The organism is Amycolatopsis coloradensis (assembly GCF_037997115.1).
Classification (GTDB): Bacteria; Actinomycetota; Actinomycetes; order Mycobacteriales; family Pseudonocardiaceae; genus Amycolatopsis; species Amycolatopsis coloradensis_A.
Genome location: NZ_CP150484.1, coordinates 3,935,135 through 3,952,937, shown reverse-complemented (window position 1 = coordinate 3,952,937; position 17,803 = coordinate 3,935,135). Strand labels below are relative to the sequence as shown.

Here is a 17,803-nt window from a genome sequence, read left to right as displayed (position 1 = left end):
GGCGCACATGCCGCCGCCACCGGATCGTGCCCGAAAGACGTTTCGGCCCCGATCATAGGGCAGGTTCTCCCCCCGGATCGTTGACCGGGGCTTTGACCACTGTGAAGGTCAGCCGAGATGTCGTGACCCTGCGTCACCCAACCGGCACAGAGGGAGGTCACACCTAATGCGGGACTCGACGGTTCTGGTCACCGGCGGCGGTAAGGGACTGGGCCGTGCGTTCACTGAAGCGCTGGGGCAGGCGGGCGCCCGGGTCTTCATCACCGGGCGGGACGCCTCGGCGCTGGAAGAAACCGCCGAAAAACTGAACGGGGACGGAATCCTCGTCGAGGCCATGTGCGCCGACGTCGTGGACGGTGACGCCATGAAGGATGTCGTAGCGCGGATCATGAAGGTCAGCGGCCGGCTCGACGTGCTCGTCAACAACGCCGTCGATCCCGGCCCGGTCGGGCCCACCGCCGATATCGACTTCGGCGCGTGGTGGCGCACCCAGGAGGTCAACGTGGCCGGTCCCCTGATCAGCGCACAGGCCGCCCTGGCAGTGATGCTCCCGGCAGGCCGCGGCCGGATCATCAATCTCGTCAGTCCTGCCGGGATCAAACGCTGGCCCTACGCCACCGCCTACTCGGTGTCCAAGGCGGCACTGCTCAAGCTTTCCGAGAATCTGGCAACCGAATTGCGATCCACGGGTGTCACCGTGTTCAGCTACAACCCCGGAATCGTCGACGCCGGGCTCACTCGCGCAGGCATGCGGTTCGCCGGCAACACCGACGACCCTTGGCTGGAGAGGATCGGCCGCTGGGCGATCGACGCCCGTGACTCGGGTGCCTTCGTCCCGCTCGATACCGCCGTCGCTTGTTTGGTGCGCTTGGCGAGAGGGGACGCCGACGTCCTTACCGGGCAAGTCATCTGCGCTGAGGACGACCTCGACGCGCGCATTTCTGATCGAGAGGGTTGGTCACGTTGAAAGAGTCACGCCGCCTCGGCGAAAGCGACCTGATCGTTTCTCCTTTCGGCTTGGGCACTTCGACCTGGGGTACGACGACCGATTACGAGGCCGCAGCGAGTCAATTGGCCGCCTATCTCGACGCAGGTGGCAACTTGCTGGACACCGCCGATGTCTACGGCGCCGGCCAAGCCGAGCGAATCATCGGGCAGTTGCTCGGTAAAGGCATGCCACGAGAATCCCTTGTCCTGGCGACCAAGTCCGCGGCGGTCATAGTCGACGGAAAGCCCACCGCGGACGCCTCGTTCGGCTACCTCTTGAACGCACTCGATGCTTCACTGGTCCGGCTCGGCACCGATCACGTCGACCTGTGGCAGTTACACGCGTGGGACAGGAACGTCCCCATCGACGAGAGCCTCAAAGCCATCGAAACCGCCATCGCCGTAGGCAAGGTGCGCCATGCCGGTGTGTGCAATTACTCGGGTTGGCAAACCGCGGTCGCCGCCGTCCGGCAGGCAGGCGATAACAGCCGCCCGCTGGCCAGCGTGCAGGTCGAGTACTCCCTGCTCGAGCGAGGCATCGAGCGCGAAGTAGTGCCTGCCGCGATGAACCTGGGCCTCGGCATCCTGCCGTGGGCGCCTTTGGGCAGGGGTGTGCTGAGCGGGAAGTACCGGCACGGCGTACCGGAGAAGCGGGCGGAGAACCGGTTCTTCAAGTGGTATGTCGGCAGGCATCTCAACGACCGCGCCGCCGGGATCGTCGAGGTCGTGGCGTCCGTCGCCGACGAGCTGGGAACTACGCCGGTCGCGGTGTCCCTGGCATGGCTTCGTGACCGTCCGGGCGTGGTCGCCCCGCTGATCGGCGCGAGGACCGTCGAGCAGCTCGACGAATCTTTGGCAGGCACGGATCTTTGTCTGCCCGAGGAGCACCGGCGCAGGCTCGACGAGGTGTCCGCACCTCGTCGCGGCTATCCGGAAGTAAGTATCTGAGCTGCCGTCAGGAGGCTGTCATGGCGGAGAAACCACCGAAATACCTCGCGACATCCCAGTACACGGCCTGCCCCTACGCGGTGTTCGACGGATTGCGGGCCACAGCGCCCGCCGTACCCGTCCAGGTCAACGGCTTCAGGATGTGGGCGGTCACCCAGTACGACGAAGTCCGCAGGATCCTTGCCGATGCCGGCGCGGCCAAGGACATCGTGCAGCACCGGAAAAGGGTCGTTCCACAATCGATTCTCCGCCCTGATCACAGCGCCAAGCTCGCGCACAGGTCGCGACGCAGTCTGCTCGATCGCGACGGCCCCGACCATCGCCGGCTCCGGGCGCAGTTGAGCGGCGAGTTCAGCACGACGCGTGTGATGCGGTTGAAGCCGGCCATCGAACGCACCGCCACCGCACTGCTGGACCGACTCCCCATCGGCGAGCCGGTCGACCTGGTCAAGGCCTATGCGCGGCCTTTGGTCACCACTGTGCTCGCCGACTTTCTCGGCATTCCCGACCACGAACGAAATGGATTCCCCGACTGGCAGATGTCGATGCTGACAGGCAACAGCGTCGCCGAGGCGGAAGACGGCGCTCATCGCCTGCACGAACTCGCCCTGCGCATGATCGACGAGAAGAAACGCGAGCCGGGAGACGACCTCTTCACCAGGCTGCTGCGGGTCCACGAAGCGGACGGTGGAATGGACGCCGACGAACTCGCCTCAACCTACGTGGTGTTGCTCATCGGTGGCTCGGAGCCGGCGAGCAGCATCGGGACCGGACTCGCCTTGCTGCTCGACCGGCCGGACGCGGTGAGCAGGTTGCTCGCCACCCCGGATCTGTTCGACGCGGCGGTCGAAGAGATCGTGCGCTACGAGTCACCGTTCAAACTTCTACCCCCTCGGTTCTACGAAAAGCCTGTCGACGTGAACGGTGTGACGATCCCGGCCGGTGAGATGATCGTGGTCTCACCCGGTGCGGCGAATCGTGACCCGGCCCGGTTCCCTGACCCGGATGTCTTCGACATCGAACGTGAGACGCGCGGGCATTTGGGCTTCGGCCACGGCGCGCATCGCTGCCTCGGCGCGGCCCTCGGCAGGCTGGAAACCGAAATCGCGCTGCGGGAACTGATCACCAGATTCCCGCGAACCCGGCTCGCGGTGGCATCCGAAGACCTGGTTTGGCGTCCCGGCTCGTTCATGCGCCGCCTCGATGGCTTACCGGCGATTCTCGGCTGATTTCCGTTGCCGCCGGGCAGGCCGACCTAAGCTGAGGAGATACCGGCATCTCGGGGAGATCGACGAAGGCGCCGCCTTGCTTGCCTTACCCTTCAATTGCCGTCATCACACTCAGGTCCGACGCGGCGGCAATGTCTCGCCGGCCAGCGCTCGCCGGCCAGGGAGCCCAAGTTTGCGGTACACGTTGGAAAGATGGAATTCGACGGTGCGCATGGTGAGCACCAAACGGTTCGCTATCTGCTTGTTGCTGTAGCCATCTCTTGCCAATTCGGCGATCCGCAGCTCTTGCGCAGTCAACGAAGGACGCGACGTCGGCCGAGTGGTGAGTTCTCGCAGCAACTTGTCGATCTTCTCGGTCAAGGTCGCGTCGCCGATCCGCAGGGCCGCTTCCCTGGCTCGACGAAGCTGAGCTTTCCCTTCGCGTAGCTGCCCGGACGCCAGAAACCTCTTGCCTTGTTCGTGGCAGAGAGTGGCGATCCCGACCGGTGACCGGGCAAGCTCCATGAGATCGATGGCGTCCCTCAGCCGGTCGGACGGTCGTTCGGAATCCTCGATCGTCTCGAGGACGTACAGCCCCCAGGCCACGTCGGCATACGACCGCCACGCCATCGCGGCCTCGTACGCCTGCGTCGCCGCGGCGGCGGCGACATCGGACTGTCCCGCGGCGGCCGCGGCCAGTGCCAGCAAACCGTCACGGCGCGCGATCGGCGAAGAGGCCACGGCCTCCCTGGCGGGGACTCGCGAAGATTCAAGTAGATCCTCGAAGGCCTTGTCGACCCTGCCCGCGATCAGATGAAGCCCGCCACGTACCACCAGCACCAGCGAGCGGATGGGCTCCCATTGCCGCAGAAGTCGATCGAAATCGTGCTCGCGAAGGACCCGGTCGCCCAGTTTGACCTCGTTGACCGCGACAAGCGCTTCGACATAGAGAGGGGCCGCCAGATCGCTCAGGCACGCGGGCGACGCCGTGTCCGCGAGCCGGGCCAGGGTGTCCAGCGAGCCCACCAGGTCCCCGGCGTGCTTCGCGTGCTCTGCCCGCATCAGGGCGACGTGATCGGGGAATCCGCCGTGACGGTCGTGCTCGAGCCGCCAAAGATGTGCGTCCACACTCTCGAGAGCACCGGTCCGCAGCAGAATCATCATTCCATGCCACAGACAGCGCGGATCTCGCAGACAGGCCGGGTCGGTGAACACGAGTTCGGCCTGCGCCGTGACCGACAGCCGGTCGGCCCCCATCGAAAGCAACGCCAGCGCGGGACTCGCTTTGCAGCCCACGTGCGACTCTGGCCACTGAGGGCCGATGAACTCCGGGTCCGGCACCACCCGGGTCTCCCCGAACGCCCTTTCATCCAGCTTCAACTGGCGCCTCCCTGCCCTCGGCGGCCACGCTGCGCGAACCGCGCGTTCTCGGCCGGCCACTCCGCCGGTCGTCGATGTCACGTCACGCCACGGAGAGTACCGGAAAGGTGGCTGTTCGAGATCGGGCCGCAGCCGTTGCGATCATGACCCGCGACACAGCCTCGGCGTCCGGGGTCTCGTTGTCAAGACAGCGTCGAGACAGCTCCGCTGCTCGAACCGGCGCGGACGTCACCGCGTCCGGGCGAGGCCACCACCAGCGGTGATCCACCTCGAGCCCGGCCTGGCGAGGCCGCCGCCGGCCGGATGCCGTCGCTCGGCCGCGGCTGCCCGCCCGTCATCGCCTGCCGGTCATGGCGTCGTCGGTCTCGGTGAGCTCGATCTCGGCCGGTGAGCGGATGTGCTGGACGAGCAGCGGCGCTTCGGAGCCGATCTTGGCAAGGAAGGTGCCCCTGCCGAGCCCCATGATGGTGTCCTCGGTGCCTGCCGGCAGGTCGTACAGGTCGACGCAAGCGAGGGCGTCACTGCGCAACGACTGTCCGAAGATGAACACCGTCTCGGCTTCCTGCAGCAACGAGCGGGCGGCGGAGTCCGCGGGCAGATCCGACACATGGTGGAACCCCGCCATCGTCGCCAGCCCCAGCCCGCGCGCGAGCTTGGTGTTGCGCTGGAACACCTTGCCGAGCGCGCCCTCCGCGACGTGCCAGCCCTCTTCGACGATGTTCACCGTCTGCGTCAGCTGCCGCGAACGTCGCGCGAGCATGTTCGTCTGCCAGGTGTTGATCACCGTCATCACGATCCGCAGGGCGGGCCCCTCCACCGGCAGGGCGGAGATGTCGAAGTGGACCAGGCCGCTGGGATGGTCTAGCTGGACGTCGGGAGAGGTCTCACCGTCCACCAGACCGGCCAGGTCCTCCTCGATCATGCGTTCCAGTGCGAAGGCCGGGTCGAAACCCCATTCACGCAGCTCGGACACGGGGATCCCGATGTCCTTCGCCGCCGCCGCGGCGGGTCTGATCAAATGATGGACGACATCGCCGAGCACCGGGACGCGGTTGCGCTCCCGCGCGTCACCGGTCGCGGCGAACAATGCGATCCGCAGTGCCTTGCCCTCGCGTTCACTCACCTCTCTGCCGAGTGCCTCGGTCAAGACGGCACGGAGCAGCATCATCTGGCCGGTGGGCCGGCCCGCCTGCTTGCCGCCTTCGCCCGCCTCGCCGAGTGAGATGACCGGGTCGAGCAGGTTCAGCCTGCTTCCGGTGCCGTCCACGGTGAACCGGATCGACGGCGCGCCGACCGCGCGGGCGAGCCGGGTGTACTCCCCTTGCCCCGCTTGGGTCTTCTTGTCGAGCACGACCACACGACGACCGGAGAGCAGCAGCTGACGAAGCGTTCCCCAGGTCTTGAGCAGGGAACTTTTGCCCTTGCCGACGTCGCCGATCACCGCCACGTTGGGCGCCGAGACCAGCTTGTCGTCGTAGGCGATGAAGGGATCGTGGCACACCAGTTGCCCGGAAAGCCTGTCGGTGCCGAGGATCAAGCCACGGTGCGTCGTCGGCGGCGAAGACAGGGCCAGGTTCAGTGCCTCCGCCTGCCGCGTCGTCGACCGTGAGCCGGTCTCGCGGGGCTCGTACCATCCGGCCCGGTCCAGCCAGCGGGTCCGGCGCGGATCGCGACGCTTCCTCCGCCGCGGTTCCGGTTCGGCCACCGGTGATGGGACCTGCTGTTCGCCAGGAGCACCAGGCGATGCCGTCGCCGTCCGTACCGTCATTTCGGCACCGCCATTCCCCGCGCCAACGGATAGGTGGTGATCGCCGCCGCGTCGTGCCACATGTCCTGCCATTCCAGTCTGCCGATCGCGCAGTTGGCCGCGGCGTTGCCGACCCGCGTGGACGCCCTTGCCAGCTCGCCTTCATCGGAGGCGGTGACCGACAAGGACATGGACCAGTCCACACCGTGATGCCCGCTGCCCGGGGAAAGATCGTCGAGTCGTCGCCGCGACGCGGACAGCAGCAGGTCTCCGGTACCGTCGCCGACCTGCCCCTTTTCGGCGGCGTTGTGCCTGCTCGCGCCATCGACGGTCACGTCGCGGACCGCGCGGGCCCTGGCGATCCGCGCCGGGACGAACTCCATCCGCACGCTGAGCGTCCGGATCACCGCCGGGTTGACCTCGACCAGCAGGGGGGCGAGCCAATGAGGGCCGAGCGGCACGGCACCGATGCCGTCCCTGGGCACCACCGCCACCCGGTGCAGCCAGCGGTCGTTGACCGTCATGTGCCCGCGATCGGCCCGGTAGTCCTGCCAGCAGTTGTGCCAGCGGACCCCCTCGTGCTGATCCACCGGAAACGCCGGATCCTGCATCGAACGCAGGACCGCACAGGTGCGTTGCTCGCCCAGCACCCGTGGCCGCACCAGATCCGCGCGGCTCACCAGATCGGCGAGCCTGGCCAGTTCCTCGCGCACCAGTCCGGCCCAGCCCGTCTCGCCCTGTCCGTGCCGCCGCGCCGCGACGGCGAACTCGCCGTTGAGCGGGAATCGGGCCACGAGGTAGTTCCGGTGCTGCTCGGCGGTGTGCGCGGTGAGGTCGATCAGATCCTCATAGGACTTGACGAGTGCCTCGATACCCGGCCGGTCGGAGACCCTCGCCGCGACGAAGGCACGGTGGCGCGCCGGGTCGTGGGGCAGGATCCGGTTGATCTGCTGGAGGCCACGGAGGAAGGAACCGTCCCGGGCCAGCTGGGAGAGCATCACGCCGTACCGGGCCGACGCCACCTCGAATTCCGCGACGGTGCGCAGCCCCTGTGGCTGGCCGTCGACCTCCATCACCACGGACAGGTAAGGGGTTTCACCGGGGTTGGAGTGCCGCAGGATGAACATGTCCTCGTGCGGTGTACCGCCCAGGTCGAGCGGCGCCACCCGGCCGAGCGGAGGCGGCAGGATCGCCTGTTCGCTGCCAGGCTCGGCTACGAACGCGGTGATCCCTTGACGGCGGCGCAGGACGAACCGCCACCGGCGGACCCAACCCGCCGCGATGGACCGCTGCCCGCTCCACGGGTACAGGACGATGACACCGAGGACGAGGACCACGACGCCCACGACGGTGCCCGCGACACCGCCCATCCCCAGCCAAAGCCATCCGGCCAGCAAGCCGGTCACGCCGAGGGCGACAGCGGTGCGACCGTCGACTTTGCCCAGCAGGCCGCGCCCGACGACCTCGCCGCCCAGGATCGAAGTACGCATCAGGCACGTCCCCGGATCGGAGCGGAGATCTTCTCGGTGTGGCTGTCCGCTTCGAGGTGACCTCCCGACGGCACGGGAGGGTCCTGCCGCGGCTGGGCCCGCCCCCGGTCACGCTGTGAACTCCGGCGCTCCCGTTGCCGGTTCTCGTACGCCTGCTCGATGGAACGTGACTCCGCCGGATTCCGATGGGGAAACGGCGCCGCAAGCGCCGGGCCCCGTTCCAGGGAGACGGCGACCGATTCGCGCACCCCGACGGGAGCCGGGGGCCGTGTGCTCGACCGGTCCGCGGCCCCGACGCGGGTCGTCGGGAGCCTGCGCAGGACCATCAAGGGCGCCACACTCGACGCGATGAGGGCGACGGCCAGCAGGCACAGCTGGATCAGCCCCGGCACGCCCGAAGGATCGCCGTCGGCCGCGCCGAAGGCGCCGAACGCGGCGGCGAGCAGCAGAAACAGCAACGGCTTGGCGAAGATCAGGCCAAGCCACAGGGCGGGCACCCGCAGTGCCTTCGGCCGCCACACCGGATGCACCAGCATTCCCCAGCCGATCCCGGCGATGATCCCGGCGACCGGCAAGCCGATCTTCTCCACCGCGAGGACGAGGAAGACGCCGAGCGCGCCGGCCACGATCAGCAGCGAGACGATCAAGCCCACGAACGCGCCACCCGGCAGCTTGTCGGCGGGTATCCCGGCCAGTTTCTCGATCCTGGAGCCGGTCTGGCCGATCGTGGTCGCACCCCAGCCGGTGATCCCCTCGCCCGCGGCGTTCGCGACGTTCGACACCAGAACCCCGATCGCGGGGAAGAACACGATCAGCAGCACCGCCAGCGGAAGGTACTTGAACAGCGACTCCCGCAGGTCGTCCCGCCCGCCGCGCCGCAGGCCATGGAAGACCGCGAAAATGGCGGCGAAGGCCATGACCACCAGTCCGAGACCGGCAGCGGCCGCGTACTGGGTCAGGAAACCGGGTGCGGCGGGATTGACGTTTCCTTGGTCTCCCAGACCGTTCACCACCTGCTTGACGAGATCGAACGCGGAGGCGTGCACCGAATTCACGAGGTCGTCGAGCGGGGTCGAGGGGTCGGGGACGAACTCCGCGAGGTGACCGCCGCCATCGATTCCAGGCATCTCGTGCCTCTCAGAAGACGGACAGAATGGCGCCGAAGATCAGGCCCAGGCTCGCCAGCACGACGAGGCCGATCACCGAACGTTTGAGCGAGGCCGAATGTTCGGCGACCGAGGTGTGATATCCGTGCCGCTTCGCGGACTGCAGTTCCAGTGTCGCGCGGATCGTGCCGAAGGCGATCACGACGAACGCCAGCCCCCAGGCCCCGCCGAGCAGCTTCTTCCAGGTGGCGTTGAAGTCCACCCCGAAGACGTCGAAGTTGGGTACGACGCCGTCGAAGGGATTCGGTGACTGAGTGAGATACTGAAGAATCATTGGTTCGCGGCCTTCCCGTGACGTCGGCTGTCGAGTTGAACCACCTGATGTGGAGCCCTCGGCGGGAGCATCGAGGGGCGGCTTCGCGACGACAATTGCTTCACCGTGTGAGACACAGCGGTCACGAGCGGCTCCCACCGTGCTTCGTCGTCGGCGGGGACGACCCCGCCGGGTAGCTTGACCCGGATCACCCCGGCCGTCCGCGCCCCGAAGGTCTTGGCGATCTTGCGGCCCAGCATCCGGTGCCTGCCGGTCTGGATGCCGACGACGATCGCCGTGCTCACCAGATCGGGGCGACCTTCGGCCTCCAGCCGGTCAAGCATCCACCACGCCGCCCGGGCCGCTTGGAGGTCGTCATGAACCGGGAGCACCAGCTGATCGGTGGTCCAGCTTTGCCGTCGCCAGTCTGTGCCGCGCGGGTCGGCGGGCATGTCCGCGATGACGAGGCCGTCGAGCCGGATCGAGCCGACGCCGTTCCACAGCCGCACTCCGGCATAGCGGGGTTCCAGGCCGGCGTAGAGCTTCCGGGCCACGGTGCTCTTGAACGTCCGCGGCTGGACGTTGGCGACCGTCACGAGCCCGTAGACGCTTTGAGGAGCCGCTGGTGCCGCCTCTTCCGGGGCCTTCTCCTGCTTTTCCCCGCGCCCCTCGGAACGGTCGGCTGTCGCGGCCGGCTCCGGGATCGGGACGTAGGCGACCGGCTTGCTGAGGTCGACGGGTTGTTCGGCTTCGTAGCCCGGCGGGTGCTCAGACATGCTGATCAGCCCCTCCTCCTGGAATGGGTCGGACGACTTCCGCCCGGAAGTCCCCACCGGTGCGCACCGGGGAGACCTTGACGACATCGCCGCTCTGCGGTGCTTCCACCATGTACGGGACGCCGTTGACGACACCGAGGAACATCGCCACGTGGTGCACGACGGCGCCGTAGAACACCAGGTCGCCGGGGAGAGCCGCACTCCAGGGCACGACCGAGCCGCCGCCGGCTTGCTGCGCGCGTGACGTCCTCGGGAGGGAAACGCCGACCTGAGCGTAGGAATAGAGCATCAAGCCGCTGCAGTCGAAACCGACCTTGGCGAAGTCGCCGTTCGCGTCGGCGACACCGCCGTCACGGATGCCGCGAGATGGCCCTGACGCGGTCCCTCCGCCCCAGGCGTACGGCGTGCCCAGCCAGGACAGCGCGGCAGCCAGCACCCGCGCGGTCTCCGGGGTAGGTGCTTTGACCGTGCCGGCGAGCCCCGCCTCCGGCGGCAGTTCGACGTCGACTCCGTCGGCCCGCACGGCCCTCGGCCCGCTTTGACCGGTCTGACAGGTCATCGCCGCGGTGCCGTCGTAGAGCACGTTCGCCAGCGACTCGGCCAGCGGCTGCCACGGTTCGTACTTGCTCGCGCCGGCGCCACTGGCCTGGACCACCTGGCCGATGTCGGCGTTGGAACGGGAATCGGTGTCGTAACCCGGCACCCGGGCGAGCAGCACAGTGAAGAAACCCTTCGCCGCCATGCTCGCGTTCTTCCGGTCGTAGCCGGTGTAGGCGTTGTTCGGCCCCGGGGCGATCTGCTGGAAAGCGCCGGTCGCCCGGCCGACGACCACGTCGGCTTCGAACCGGGATTCCTGCCTCGCGATCTGCAGGGCGATCACGACGCCGCGCCGGGTGATCGCCATGCCTTTCGCGGTGGCGACGATGCTCTTGGCGACTTCGAGCTGCGGCAGGGACAGGTCGGGAGGGGTGCTTCCGCCCGGGGCGGGCCGTGCAGTCGTCTCCGGAGCCGCACCGGTGCAGCTCAACGCCTCCGCCTTCTCGGGCCGGGGCAGCACCAGCAGCAAGGCGCCCACGACGAGCACCACACTGGCGAACAGGGCCTTCACCCGCATCAGCCCGCCTCCACCCGGGTGTCGACCAGCCAGCGTCCGTCGGTCTGCCGGAGGACCCGGCGCACCGAACGGATCTGCTCGATCTCGAAAGCCACGCCCGCCGCGGAGTTGACGCGGCGGGCGGAAAGCACCAGATAGGCCACGTCGGCGCTTTGCGGTGCCTCAGGACTCGGCGTCGCGGTCACTTCGTCACAACCACTGCTCAACTGTTGTTCCCGCATACTCCGGTAAGTGTCTTCAGTGTCGCCTTCACGGCGGTCGGCCTTGGCCGCCGATGAAGTCTGATACCGCGCCGCGCGATCGAGATTCCCGTTCATCGGCTCGCGCCAGTCGAGCGTGCACCAGGCCCGCAGCCAGGCGATGCTCACGGCCGCGGCGTCCGCGAAGAGGCCAGGACCGTCCGGCCGGGGGCTTTCGACGGTCGACAGCGGTATCACCGTGGTGGGGACGGTCTGCACCGGCGTTTGCGGGGCCACGGAGCTGACCGGGATCCGCGTGCCCGTGGCCGGCGGCCGGGACTCGGACGGCGAGGTGTCGGAGGGAGCCGCGGTCCCGCAGGCGGTGCAGCAGACGGCGGCGAGCAGGAACATGGACACCGTGCCACGCATCACGTTCACCTCCGGACTCCACTTGAGCGAGTATTCGCAGTCTGTGGAGCGCCTCGGACGAAGGCCAGTGAAGTCCGTCATCTATGTCCGAACTGCTTATCGCCGGGGTGTGCTCGGGCAGCGGCGCTGCGTTTACAGGCCGTTCCACACGTTTCTCAGCCGTGCCCCCGGATGCCAGAAATTCCCGAGTGCGCCGGTGATCCGCAGCTCCTCTTTTTCGCCGAGCTTCGCAGGCCAGAGCTGAATCAACGCTTCCGCCGCCACGGCACTCTCGGCGCCGGGTTCCACGGCTTCCCGCGACAAGTCCCGTACGTGATAGCGCAGACGATGATCACCCGGCAGCAGATCCACCGGACCGGCCAGCGTCTGTGACCAATCCAGTACCGCGGCGAGCCCGGTCGCGGACGAGTAACCGAACTCGATGACGTCGTCGTAGGCCTCGATCACATCATCCGGCTCACCAGGGTAGATCTCCGTGACGACGTGTACCCGCTCGGCGGTCCACGGCACCTGCATTTGCAGCTTTCCCCTAGCTGCGGTGACCATCCCGGTCCAGGTCGAGAGCCCGGGATTGATCAACGAGGTGTTCTCGCTGAGGTAGAAGTACGGGTACTGCGCATCGAGTACGCAGTCGACCCGCTCGGGGTGCGCTGTGGTGACGTCGCCGGCTGCCATGGTTTCCATGTCTACTGCGGTCGGCCCTCGCTACGCAGCAGCCAGGAAACAACACGGGACTTCCGTCAGCGAAAGCTGCCCTAGTGATCGTCCTCTTCAGTTCATGAAGGCCCCTTTCCACGTTGCGCGGCGAGAAGGAGACCTTCGCGAACTGGGGCCGGCTGATACCAGCCCTAACCGAGGGAAAGCGCGTACCGATCCAGATCGATCCCCTGCATCAGTTCCAGGGCCGACCGCAGCTCTTGTTCGGCGGATTCGTGATCGCAGCGTTCCGAAGCACGAAGGGCTTCGGCGGCGTTCGAGAGGCCGACCATGAGGTCCACGCGCTCTCCGCCGCTCACCGGGTCGCTGTTTTCGTTGCCGTCACGAAGGAGCCGGTCCACACAGCGGTCCAGCCAATTCGCGAGTTCCAGACCCGGCATGAGCACACCCGGCGGCATGGGCGGAGCGCCCCCTTCACTGTTGCCACCTGTCAACTTCGACCATGCGTTTTCCGCAGGCCGATGGCCGTACTCCCCTGATCGCACGATGCCCCCGCTTTGTCGTCGTTGTGCGCAGGCCGACTGAGCGAGCCCGCGTTTCCGGCGACCCATGATTTCGTAACACGCGAGCGTAGTCCACCGCCATTCAGACGCATTCGCAATCCTTTTAGTGATCTGGAGAACACTCAGCGCCACCACTGGCCGGAAATCGCTTTCCTGGTTCACCGGGAAGGACGTCGAATAGGAAACACCGGAAAATCGGTGATCTTGCCCTCACGCCATGCCGGGAAACCAAGCTCGGCGTCAAGCCGCAGGGTTCCTGAACGCGATCCGATCCCCAGTGGACAGAGAAGACACACGTGCCCCCAGCCCGCCGTCTTTCCGACCGGAAAGACGGTGCCGCGAAAGGGAGACCGCGCGATCTCAAGAATCATTGCCACCCGGCGGCCACCTCGGATCGAGGTCCTTACACACGAAGACCACTTCGAAACTGCTGCCAGCCTCAGTCCGCACACGGCCACGAGATTTCCTGAGACCGCGACCCACCGGAAATCCCAGGTCAGCGCCGAACGGCGCGCACTGATCGGTTGACCAGAATCACCCTGCGGAGAAAGTCGGTAAAATACCATCACGTACTTCATCGTCCTGACGCAAAGTGCGACACGGGGACGAAGAGGCAAGGATAATAGCCGAACAGACAGCCGGTTCTACAGATTGTTTGCCTTGCGGAGAGCCATGATGGACGGTCTGTTCAGTCGGACCGGGAGGGCCGGATTCGATCAGGGGGCCTGGCGAGAGGTGTCCTAATGAAGGCTGCCATCCTACACGGAAAGCATGCGCTGACCGTGGAAACAGTCCCAGACGCGGCGCTCCGGACGCCCAGCGACGCGGTCGTCCGCGTGGTCGTCGCCGGGATCTGCGGCACGGATCTGCACGGCTATCGCGGGCTCCCCGGCCCGGTCACCGGCCCACGCTGCGGGCACGAATTCATCGGCGTCGTCGAAGACATCGGCGGCGAGGTCTCCACGCTCCGTCCCGGGACGATGGTCGTCGCGCCCTTCAACTTCGCCGACGGAACCTGCTCCGCATGCCTGGCCGGTTCGCACAACGCCTGCGCAGCGGGCGGCATGTTCGGTGTGCAAGGTGACGGTGCACAGGCCGAAGCGGTCCGGGTGCCCTTCGCCGACGCCAACCTGGTGGCCGTCCCGGTGGACGAGAACGACGAACGGCTGCCCTCACTCCTCACTCTCACCGACACGATGGCGACCGGTTTGCATGCCATCCGGACGGGCAGGGTCGCGCCGGGCTCGTCGGTCGCCGTCCTCGGCGACGGGCCGGTCGGGATGTGCGCGGTGCTCGCGGCCCGGGACGCGGGCGCCGCCCGGATCATCCTCGTGGGCAGGCACGAAACGCGGTTGAGCAAAGGCAAGGAGTTCGGTGCGACCGACACCTTCCGCGCCCTAGGATCCGAAGGCGTCGCCGAATCCGTGGATTTCGTCCGCACGGCCACGCAAGGGGTCGGCGCCGACGTGGTGGTGGAGTGCGGTGGTGGCCCTCAGGCACAGGACACGGCCTTCGCACTGTGCCGGGCCGGCGGCACCGTCTGTGTGATGGGCAGCCCGCCGATCGGCGACGTCACCCCGGTTTTCCTCCGTGGTATCACCCTCACCGGCGGGCTCACGCCAGCCCGCGCCTACCTTCCCGAACTCGTCGAACGGGTTCTGGCAGGCACGCTCGCCCCCGGTTCGATCTTCGAGAAGTCAGTGGCTCTCGACGACATCGTGTCCGGCTACGAGGCGATGGCCGCGCGCGCGGCCAGCAAGGTGCTCGTGCAGCCCTAGCACATCGAAAACCGCCTTCTGCCAAGCACAGTCAAGTCTTCGACAATCCCAGGAAACGGGGAGCCAGATGTCAAAAAGGACTTATCGATCCCGAAGCTACTCGCGTGTGGTCATGTCGCTCATCTTCTCCGTCACCATGATCGCCGCCCTCAGCCCGTCCGCCACCGCCGCACCGCGACACCCCCTGCCGAACGCGTTCGAGTCGATCGCCACACCGCAGGAAAGGGCGAACAGGGCGGTCGTCCTCGGCTTCTACACCGCGCTGAACCGCGGGGACCTCGGATACCTCGACAAGATGGTGCGCCCCGACCTCGTCCAGCACTATCCCACGATCGCCAACGGCCGGTCCGCGTTCCGCGCCTACCACGCGGGCCTGCGGAGCCAGAATCCGGATCTGCGGTTCATCGTGAAGCGGACCATCGCCCAGAACGACCTGGTCGTTGTGCACAGCCACTTCGTCGGAAAGGCCGGCGACGCCGGTATCGCCAAGGTCAACCTGTTCCGTCTGGACCGGGGCAAGATCGCCGAACACTGGGAACTCAACCAGGCCGTCCAGCCACAGGGCGTCGGCAACGACATGTTTTCCACGCTCAGCTCGCCCAGGATCTCCAAGTCGCTGCCGTTCTCCACGGACACCGAAAGCGAACGCGTCGGCCGAGCCGCCTTCGCCGAGATCGTCAACCAGCCCGACGACCAGCTCCGCCGCCAGGCGCTGAACCGCTACATCGGGAACAACACCTACTACCAGCATTTCCCGAATGTCCCGAACGGGACCGAGGCGCTGCAGCAGTTCGTGCACGACGCGTTCGCCGCGCAGCCGGACTACCGCGCGAACGTGAAGATCGTCGTCGCCGAGGGAGATCTGGTCGCGGTCTTCGAACACCTCGAGAAGCTCTTCGACATGGAGAACGGCGTCGGCGCCGACCTGTTCCGTGTCCGAGACGGAAAACTGTTGGAACACTGGGTCGTCATCGAGCCCACTCCGCCGACTTCGGCCAACCCGAACACGATGTACTGATCCGATGACCAAGGGGGCGCGGGCCGGAAAGGTGGCTCTATGCAAGACAAGGCCGCAGCCCGGCCCGCGTCCCCGTCCTCACCGGGCCGTTTCTGGCCCACGACTCCCCTGGTCCTGCTGGCGATCGTCCTCGCGGCGGTCATGGCGTGGCAGATCCGGGATTGGTCGTCCTATTTGGACGTGAGGCCGCGGTCACCGTCTCTCCTTCCGGTCGGCGCCGGACACCACACCGGAGCGAGCGGGGCGCGTACCCCTCCCCCCGCGATCACCGCGCGCGCCATCCCCAACTTCGCGGGCATCACGCTGCTCGCCGCGCACGCGACCACGGCGAGCGTGCTGCTCGCCGGCGCCGTCACCCGGCGGTGGGCGGCGGCGGGAAATATCCCTGCCGTACTGATCTTCGCGGCGACGTCGGCCGCCCTCAGCGCTTCGGCGACGATCCCCCTGACGAGGTTCACCGTCGGCAACGCGATCTCACCGGGTAACACGCTGTCCGCGGCGATCACCGTGTTGCAGTACTCGTTCGTGCTCTCCCTGCTGGTCGCGGTCGCCCTGCACCGGCGGCTCGCTGCCCGATTCCCCGAAGGTGATCGAAGTGCTGAACAGAAGAGATGCGATCAAACTCGGTTCCGTCGCCGGCGCGGCACTGATCTTTCCGACGAAACAGCTGGCATCCGCGCTTTCTGACGACCCGCCGGAAGTGCGGCCCTTCTCGGTGCCGTTGTCGATCCCCCCGGTGCTCAAGCCCACGCGAAGCACGGCGGACACCGATTTCTACGACATGCGGATCGCGGAGACCGAACTGGAGATCCTCCCCGGCATCCGGACCAGGACACTCACCTTCAACGGGAGTTTCCCCGGGCCGACCATTCGGGCCCAGCGTGGTCGCAACACGGTGATCAGGCAGTTCAACGGCCTGCCCGGCCCGGCCACGGTGCATCTGCACGGCGCCGACGTCCCGCCGTCGAGTGACGGGCATCCGATGGACCCGATCGCGCCGGGCCAGGCCAGGGTGTACCGGTATCCGAACGACCAGCGGGCCGCGACGCTCTGGTATCACGACCACACGCATCACCTCGAAGGCGAACGGGTCTACCGCGGCCTTTCCGGCGCGTATCTGCTGTCGGATCCCGTGGACGCGCGGCTTCCGTTGCCCAGTGGCGAATTCGACGTTCCCCTGATGCTCAGGGACGCGAAGTTCGATAGCGGAGGCCAGCTCGTCTTCGTGCCGGACGACTTCCTGAACCGGCCGACGATTCTCGTCAACGGACGGCCGCAGCCCTACTTCGAGGTCAAGCGGAAGCTGTACCGCCTCAGGTTGATCAACGGCTCGAACCTGGAGATGTTCAAGTTCCGGCTCTCCACCGGAGCGCCGTTCCTGCAGATCGCGTCCGACGGCGGCTTCCTGCGCGTGCCCGTGGCGCGGCACGAAATCGACGTCTGGCCGGCGGAGCGCGCCGAGGTCCTGGTGGACTTCCGGTCGGTTCCGCAGGGCACCGCCATCGCCCTGCAGAACGCGGCGGCCCTCTCCGAGAACAAGCGGGACATCCTCCAGTTCCGGGTCGGCGGCGGGGCTTCGTGGTCCAAACCGGAGATCGCCATCCCCGGGTGGCCCCGAGCACGGGTTCCCTCGGCGAGGGAAGAGATCCCGGGATGGCCGTCGAACGATCCGCTGCGAGGACGGGCCACGAAAACGCGGCGATTCGTCATGCGGCTCGATCTCGGGAGCGGTCGGTTCGTCATCAACGACAAGGGATTCGACCCGGATCGCGTGGACGCGACGATCGAGCACGGCTCGACCGAGATCTGGGAGATCGTGAACGACGACGCCGCTCTCGGCATCCAGCACACGATGCACCTGCATCTCGTGCAGTTCAGGGTGCTCGACCGGAACGGCAAGCCCGAGCCCGCTTACGACGCGTACCCGAAGGACACCGTCCGGCTGTTTCCCGGCGACGTCGTCCGGATCCAGGCCACGTTCGACTCCCACCTCGGCCGGTACCCGTTCCACTGTCATTTCCTCGACCATGCGACCCACTCGATGATGGGCCAGTTCGAGGTGGTGCCACGTCGTTGAGGCCTGGCGCGGGGGGTGACACCCCCGCGCCAG

Annotated in this window: 17 protein-coding genes; 7 read left to right on the top strand and 10 right to left on the bottom strand. The window is 67.1% G+C overall.

The features are described from left to right. The first annotated feature begins 166 nt into the window (after nucleotides 1–166). From LCL61_RS18485 to LCL61_RS18475, 3 genes are read left to right on the top strand one after another with little or no spacing between them, the layout of a single operon-like run. Nucleotides 167–967 carry an SDR family NAD(P)-dependent oxidoreductase gene (locus LCL61_RS18485; protein WP_340687977.1) on the top strand — a complete coding sequence of 267 codons (801 nt, stop codon included), beginning with the start codon at nucleotides 167–169 and terminating at the stop codon, nucleotides 965–967. Then, nucleotides 964–1,935: an aldo/keto reductase gene (locus LCL61_RS18480; RefSeq protein WP_340687976.1), complete on the top strand. Its 972-nt coding sequence runs from the start codon at nucleotides 964–966 to the stop codon at nucleotides 1,933–1,935. The genes LCL61_RS18485 and LCL61_RS18480 overlap by 4 nt, the downstream gene beginning before the upstream one ends. Nucleotides 1,936–1,955: 20 nt before the next feature. Then, complete coding sequence (locus LCL61_RS18475; RefSeq protein WP_340687975.1) at nucleotides 1,956–3,164, top strand: cytochrome P450; 1,209 nt, start codon at nucleotides 1,956–1,958, stop codon at nucleotides 3,162–3,164. A gap of 111 nt (nucleotides 3,165–3,275) precedes the next feature. On the opposite strand, the gene LCL61_RS18470 is transcribed toward LCL61_RS18475, so the two are convergent. The 10 genes from LCL61_RS18470 to LCL61_RS18425 form a co-directional block, all read right to left on the bottom strand. Further along, nucleotides 3,276–4,487, bottom strand: coding sequence for a helix-turn-helix transcriptional regulator (locus LCL61_RS18470; RefSeq protein WP_340687974.1), 1,212 nt, complete (start codon nucleotides 4,485–4,487; stop codon nucleotides 3,276–3,278). A 370-nt stretch (nucleotides 4,488–4,857) separates the two neighbouring features. Beyond that, the gene (locus LCL61_RS18465) at nucleotides 4,858–6,228 is read right to left on the bottom strand and encodes an ATP/GTP-binding protein (protein WP_340687973.1); all 1,371 of its coding nucleotides are present in this window, start codon (nucleotides 6,226–6,228) and stop codon (nucleotides 4,858–4,860) included. Between the two features lie 59 nt (nucleotides 6,229–6,287). Next, complete coding sequence (locus LCL61_RS18460) at nucleotides 6,288–7,760, bottom strand: SCO6880 family protein (protein ID WP_340687972.1); 1,473 nt, start codon at nucleotides 7,758–7,760, stop codon at nucleotides 6,288–6,290. Beyond that, nucleotides 7,760–8,887, bottom strand: coding sequence for a hypothetical protein (locus tag LCL61_RS18455; RefSeq protein ID WP_340687971.1), 1,128 nt, complete (start codon nucleotides 8,885–8,887; stop codon nucleotides 7,760–7,762). Before LCL61_RS18455 ends, LCL61_RS18460 begins: the two co-directional genes overlap by 1 nt. Nucleotides 8,888–8,897: 10 nt before the next feature. Continuing rightward, nucleotides 8,898–9,200, bottom strand: coding sequence for a hypothetical protein (locus LCL61_RS18450; protein ID WP_340687970.1), 303 nt, complete (start codon nucleotides 9,198–9,200; stop codon nucleotides 8,898–8,900). Then, entirely contained in the window at nucleotides 9,197–9,955 is a 759-nt protein-coding gene (locus LCL61_RS18445) for a hypothetical protein (RefSeq protein ID WP_340687969.1), read from the bottom strand. Before LCL61_RS18445 ends, LCL61_RS18450 begins: the two co-directional genes overlap by 4 nt. Then, a complete protein-coding gene (locus tag LCL61_RS18440; protein ID WP_340687968.1) occupies nucleotides 9,948–11,069 on the bottom strand; it encodes a C40 family peptidase in 1,122 nt (373 codons plus the stop codon). Before LCL61_RS18440 ends, LCL61_RS18445 begins: the two co-directional genes overlap by 8 nt. Continuing rightward, nucleotides 11,069–11,677, bottom strand: a complete 609-nt coding sequence (locus LCL61_RS18435) for a hypothetical protein (protein WP_340688618.1) — start codon at nucleotides 11,675–11,677, stop codon at nucleotides 11,069–11,071. Before LCL61_RS18435 ends, LCL61_RS18440 begins: the two co-directional genes overlap by 1 nt. 132 nt (nucleotides 11,678–11,809) lie before the next feature. Then, complete coding sequence (locus LCL61_RS18430; protein ID WP_340687967.1) at nucleotides 11,810–12,352, bottom strand: hypothetical protein; 543 nt, start codon at nucleotides 12,350–12,352, stop codon at nucleotides 11,810–11,812. A 173-nt stretch (nucleotides 12,353–12,525) separates the two neighbouring features. Further along, nucleotides 12,526–12,774 carry a hypothetical protein gene (locus tag LCL61_RS18425; protein WP_340687966.1) on the bottom strand — a complete coding sequence of 83 codons (249 nt, stop codon included), beginning with the start codon at nucleotides 12,772–12,774 and terminating at the stop codon, nucleotides 12,526–12,528. Nucleotides 12,775–13,679: 905 nt separating this feature from the next. Between LCL61_RS18425 and LCL61_RS18420 the strand changes: the two genes are divergently transcribed. The 4 genes from LCL61_RS18420 (at nucleotide 13,680) to LCL61_RS18405 (ending at nucleotide 17,770) form a co-directional block, all read left to right on the top strand. Continuing rightward, on the top strand, nucleotides 13,680–14,675 hold the full coding sequence (locus LCL61_RS18420) for a zinc-binding dehydrogenase (protein WP_340687965.1): 996 nt from the start codon (nucleotides 13,680–13,682) through the stop codon (nucleotides 14,673–14,675). A gap of 112 nt (nucleotides 14,676–14,787) precedes the next feature. After that, nucleotides 14,788–15,693, top strand: coding sequence for a nuclear transport factor 2 family protein (locus tag LCL61_RS18415; RefSeq protein ID WP_340687964.1), 906 nt, complete (start codon nucleotides 14,788–14,790; stop codon nucleotides 15,691–15,693). A gap of 39 nt (nucleotides 15,694–15,732) precedes the next feature. Continuing rightward, nucleotides 15,733–16,380 (top strand): hypothetical protein, encoded by a 648-nt coding sequence (locus tag LCL61_RS18410; protein ID WP_340687963.1) that lies wholly within the window; start codon nucleotides 15,733–15,735, stop codon nucleotides 16,378–16,380. Continuing rightward, nucleotides 16,289–17,770 carry a multicopper oxidase family protein gene (locus LCL61_RS18405; protein ID WP_340687962.1) on the top strand — a complete coding sequence of 494 codons (1,482 nt, stop codon included), beginning with the start codon at nucleotides 16,289–16,291 and terminating at the stop codon, nucleotides 17,768–17,770. The genes LCL61_RS18410 and LCL61_RS18405 overlap by 92 nt, the downstream gene beginning before the upstream one ends. The last annotated feature ends 33 nt before the right edge of the window (nucleotides 17,771–17,803 follow it).

Coding starts and splice junctions, on each gene's coding strand:
- LCL61_RS18485 (WP_340687977.1), top strand. CDS start 167: ATGCGGGACTCGACGGTTCTGGTCACCGGCGGCGGTAAGGGACTGGGC.
- LCL61_RS18475 (WP_340687975.1), top strand. CDS start 1,956: ATGGCGGAGAAACCACCGAAATACCTCGCGACATCCCAGTACACGGCC.
- LCL61_RS18460 (WP_340687972.1), bottom strand. CDS start 7,760: ATGCGTACTTCGATCCTGGGCGGCGAGGTCGTCGGGCGCGGCCTGCTG.
- LCL61_RS18455 (WP_340687971.1), bottom strand. CDS start 8,887: ATGCCTGGAATCGATGGCGGCGGTCACCTCGCGGAGTTCGTCCCCGAC.
- LCL61_RS18450 (WP_340687970.1), bottom strand. CDS start 9,200: ATGATTCTTCAGTATCTCACTCAGTCACCGAATCCCTTCGACGGCGTC.
- LCL61_RS18445 (WP_340687969.1), bottom strand. CDS start 9,955: ATGTCTGAGCACCCGCCGGGCTACGAAGCCGAACAACCCGTCGACCTC.
- LCL61_RS18440 (WP_340687968.1), bottom strand. CDS start 11,069: ATGCGGGTGAAGGCCCTGTTCGCCAGTGTGGTGCTCGTCGTGGGCGCC.
- LCL61_RS18435 (WP_340688618.1), bottom strand. CDS start 11,677: ATGCGTGGCACGGTGTCCATGTTCCTGCTCGCCGCCGTCTGCTGCACC.
- LCL61_RS18430 (WP_340687967.1), bottom strand. CDS start 12,352: ATGGCAGCCGGCGACGTCACCACAGCGCACCCCGAGCGGGTCGACTGC.
- LCL61_RS18425 (WP_340687966.1), bottom strand. CDS start 12,774: ATGCCGGGTCTGGAACTCGCGAATTGGCTGGACCGCTGTGTGGACCGG.
- LCL61_RS18415 (WP_340687964.1), top strand. CDS start 14,788: ATGTCGCTCATCTTCTCCGTCACCATGATCGCCGCCCTCAGCCCGTCC.
- LCL61_RS18410 (WP_340687963.1), top strand. CDS start 15,733: ATGCAAGACAAGGCCGCAGCCCGGCCCGCGTCCCCGTCCTCACCGGGC.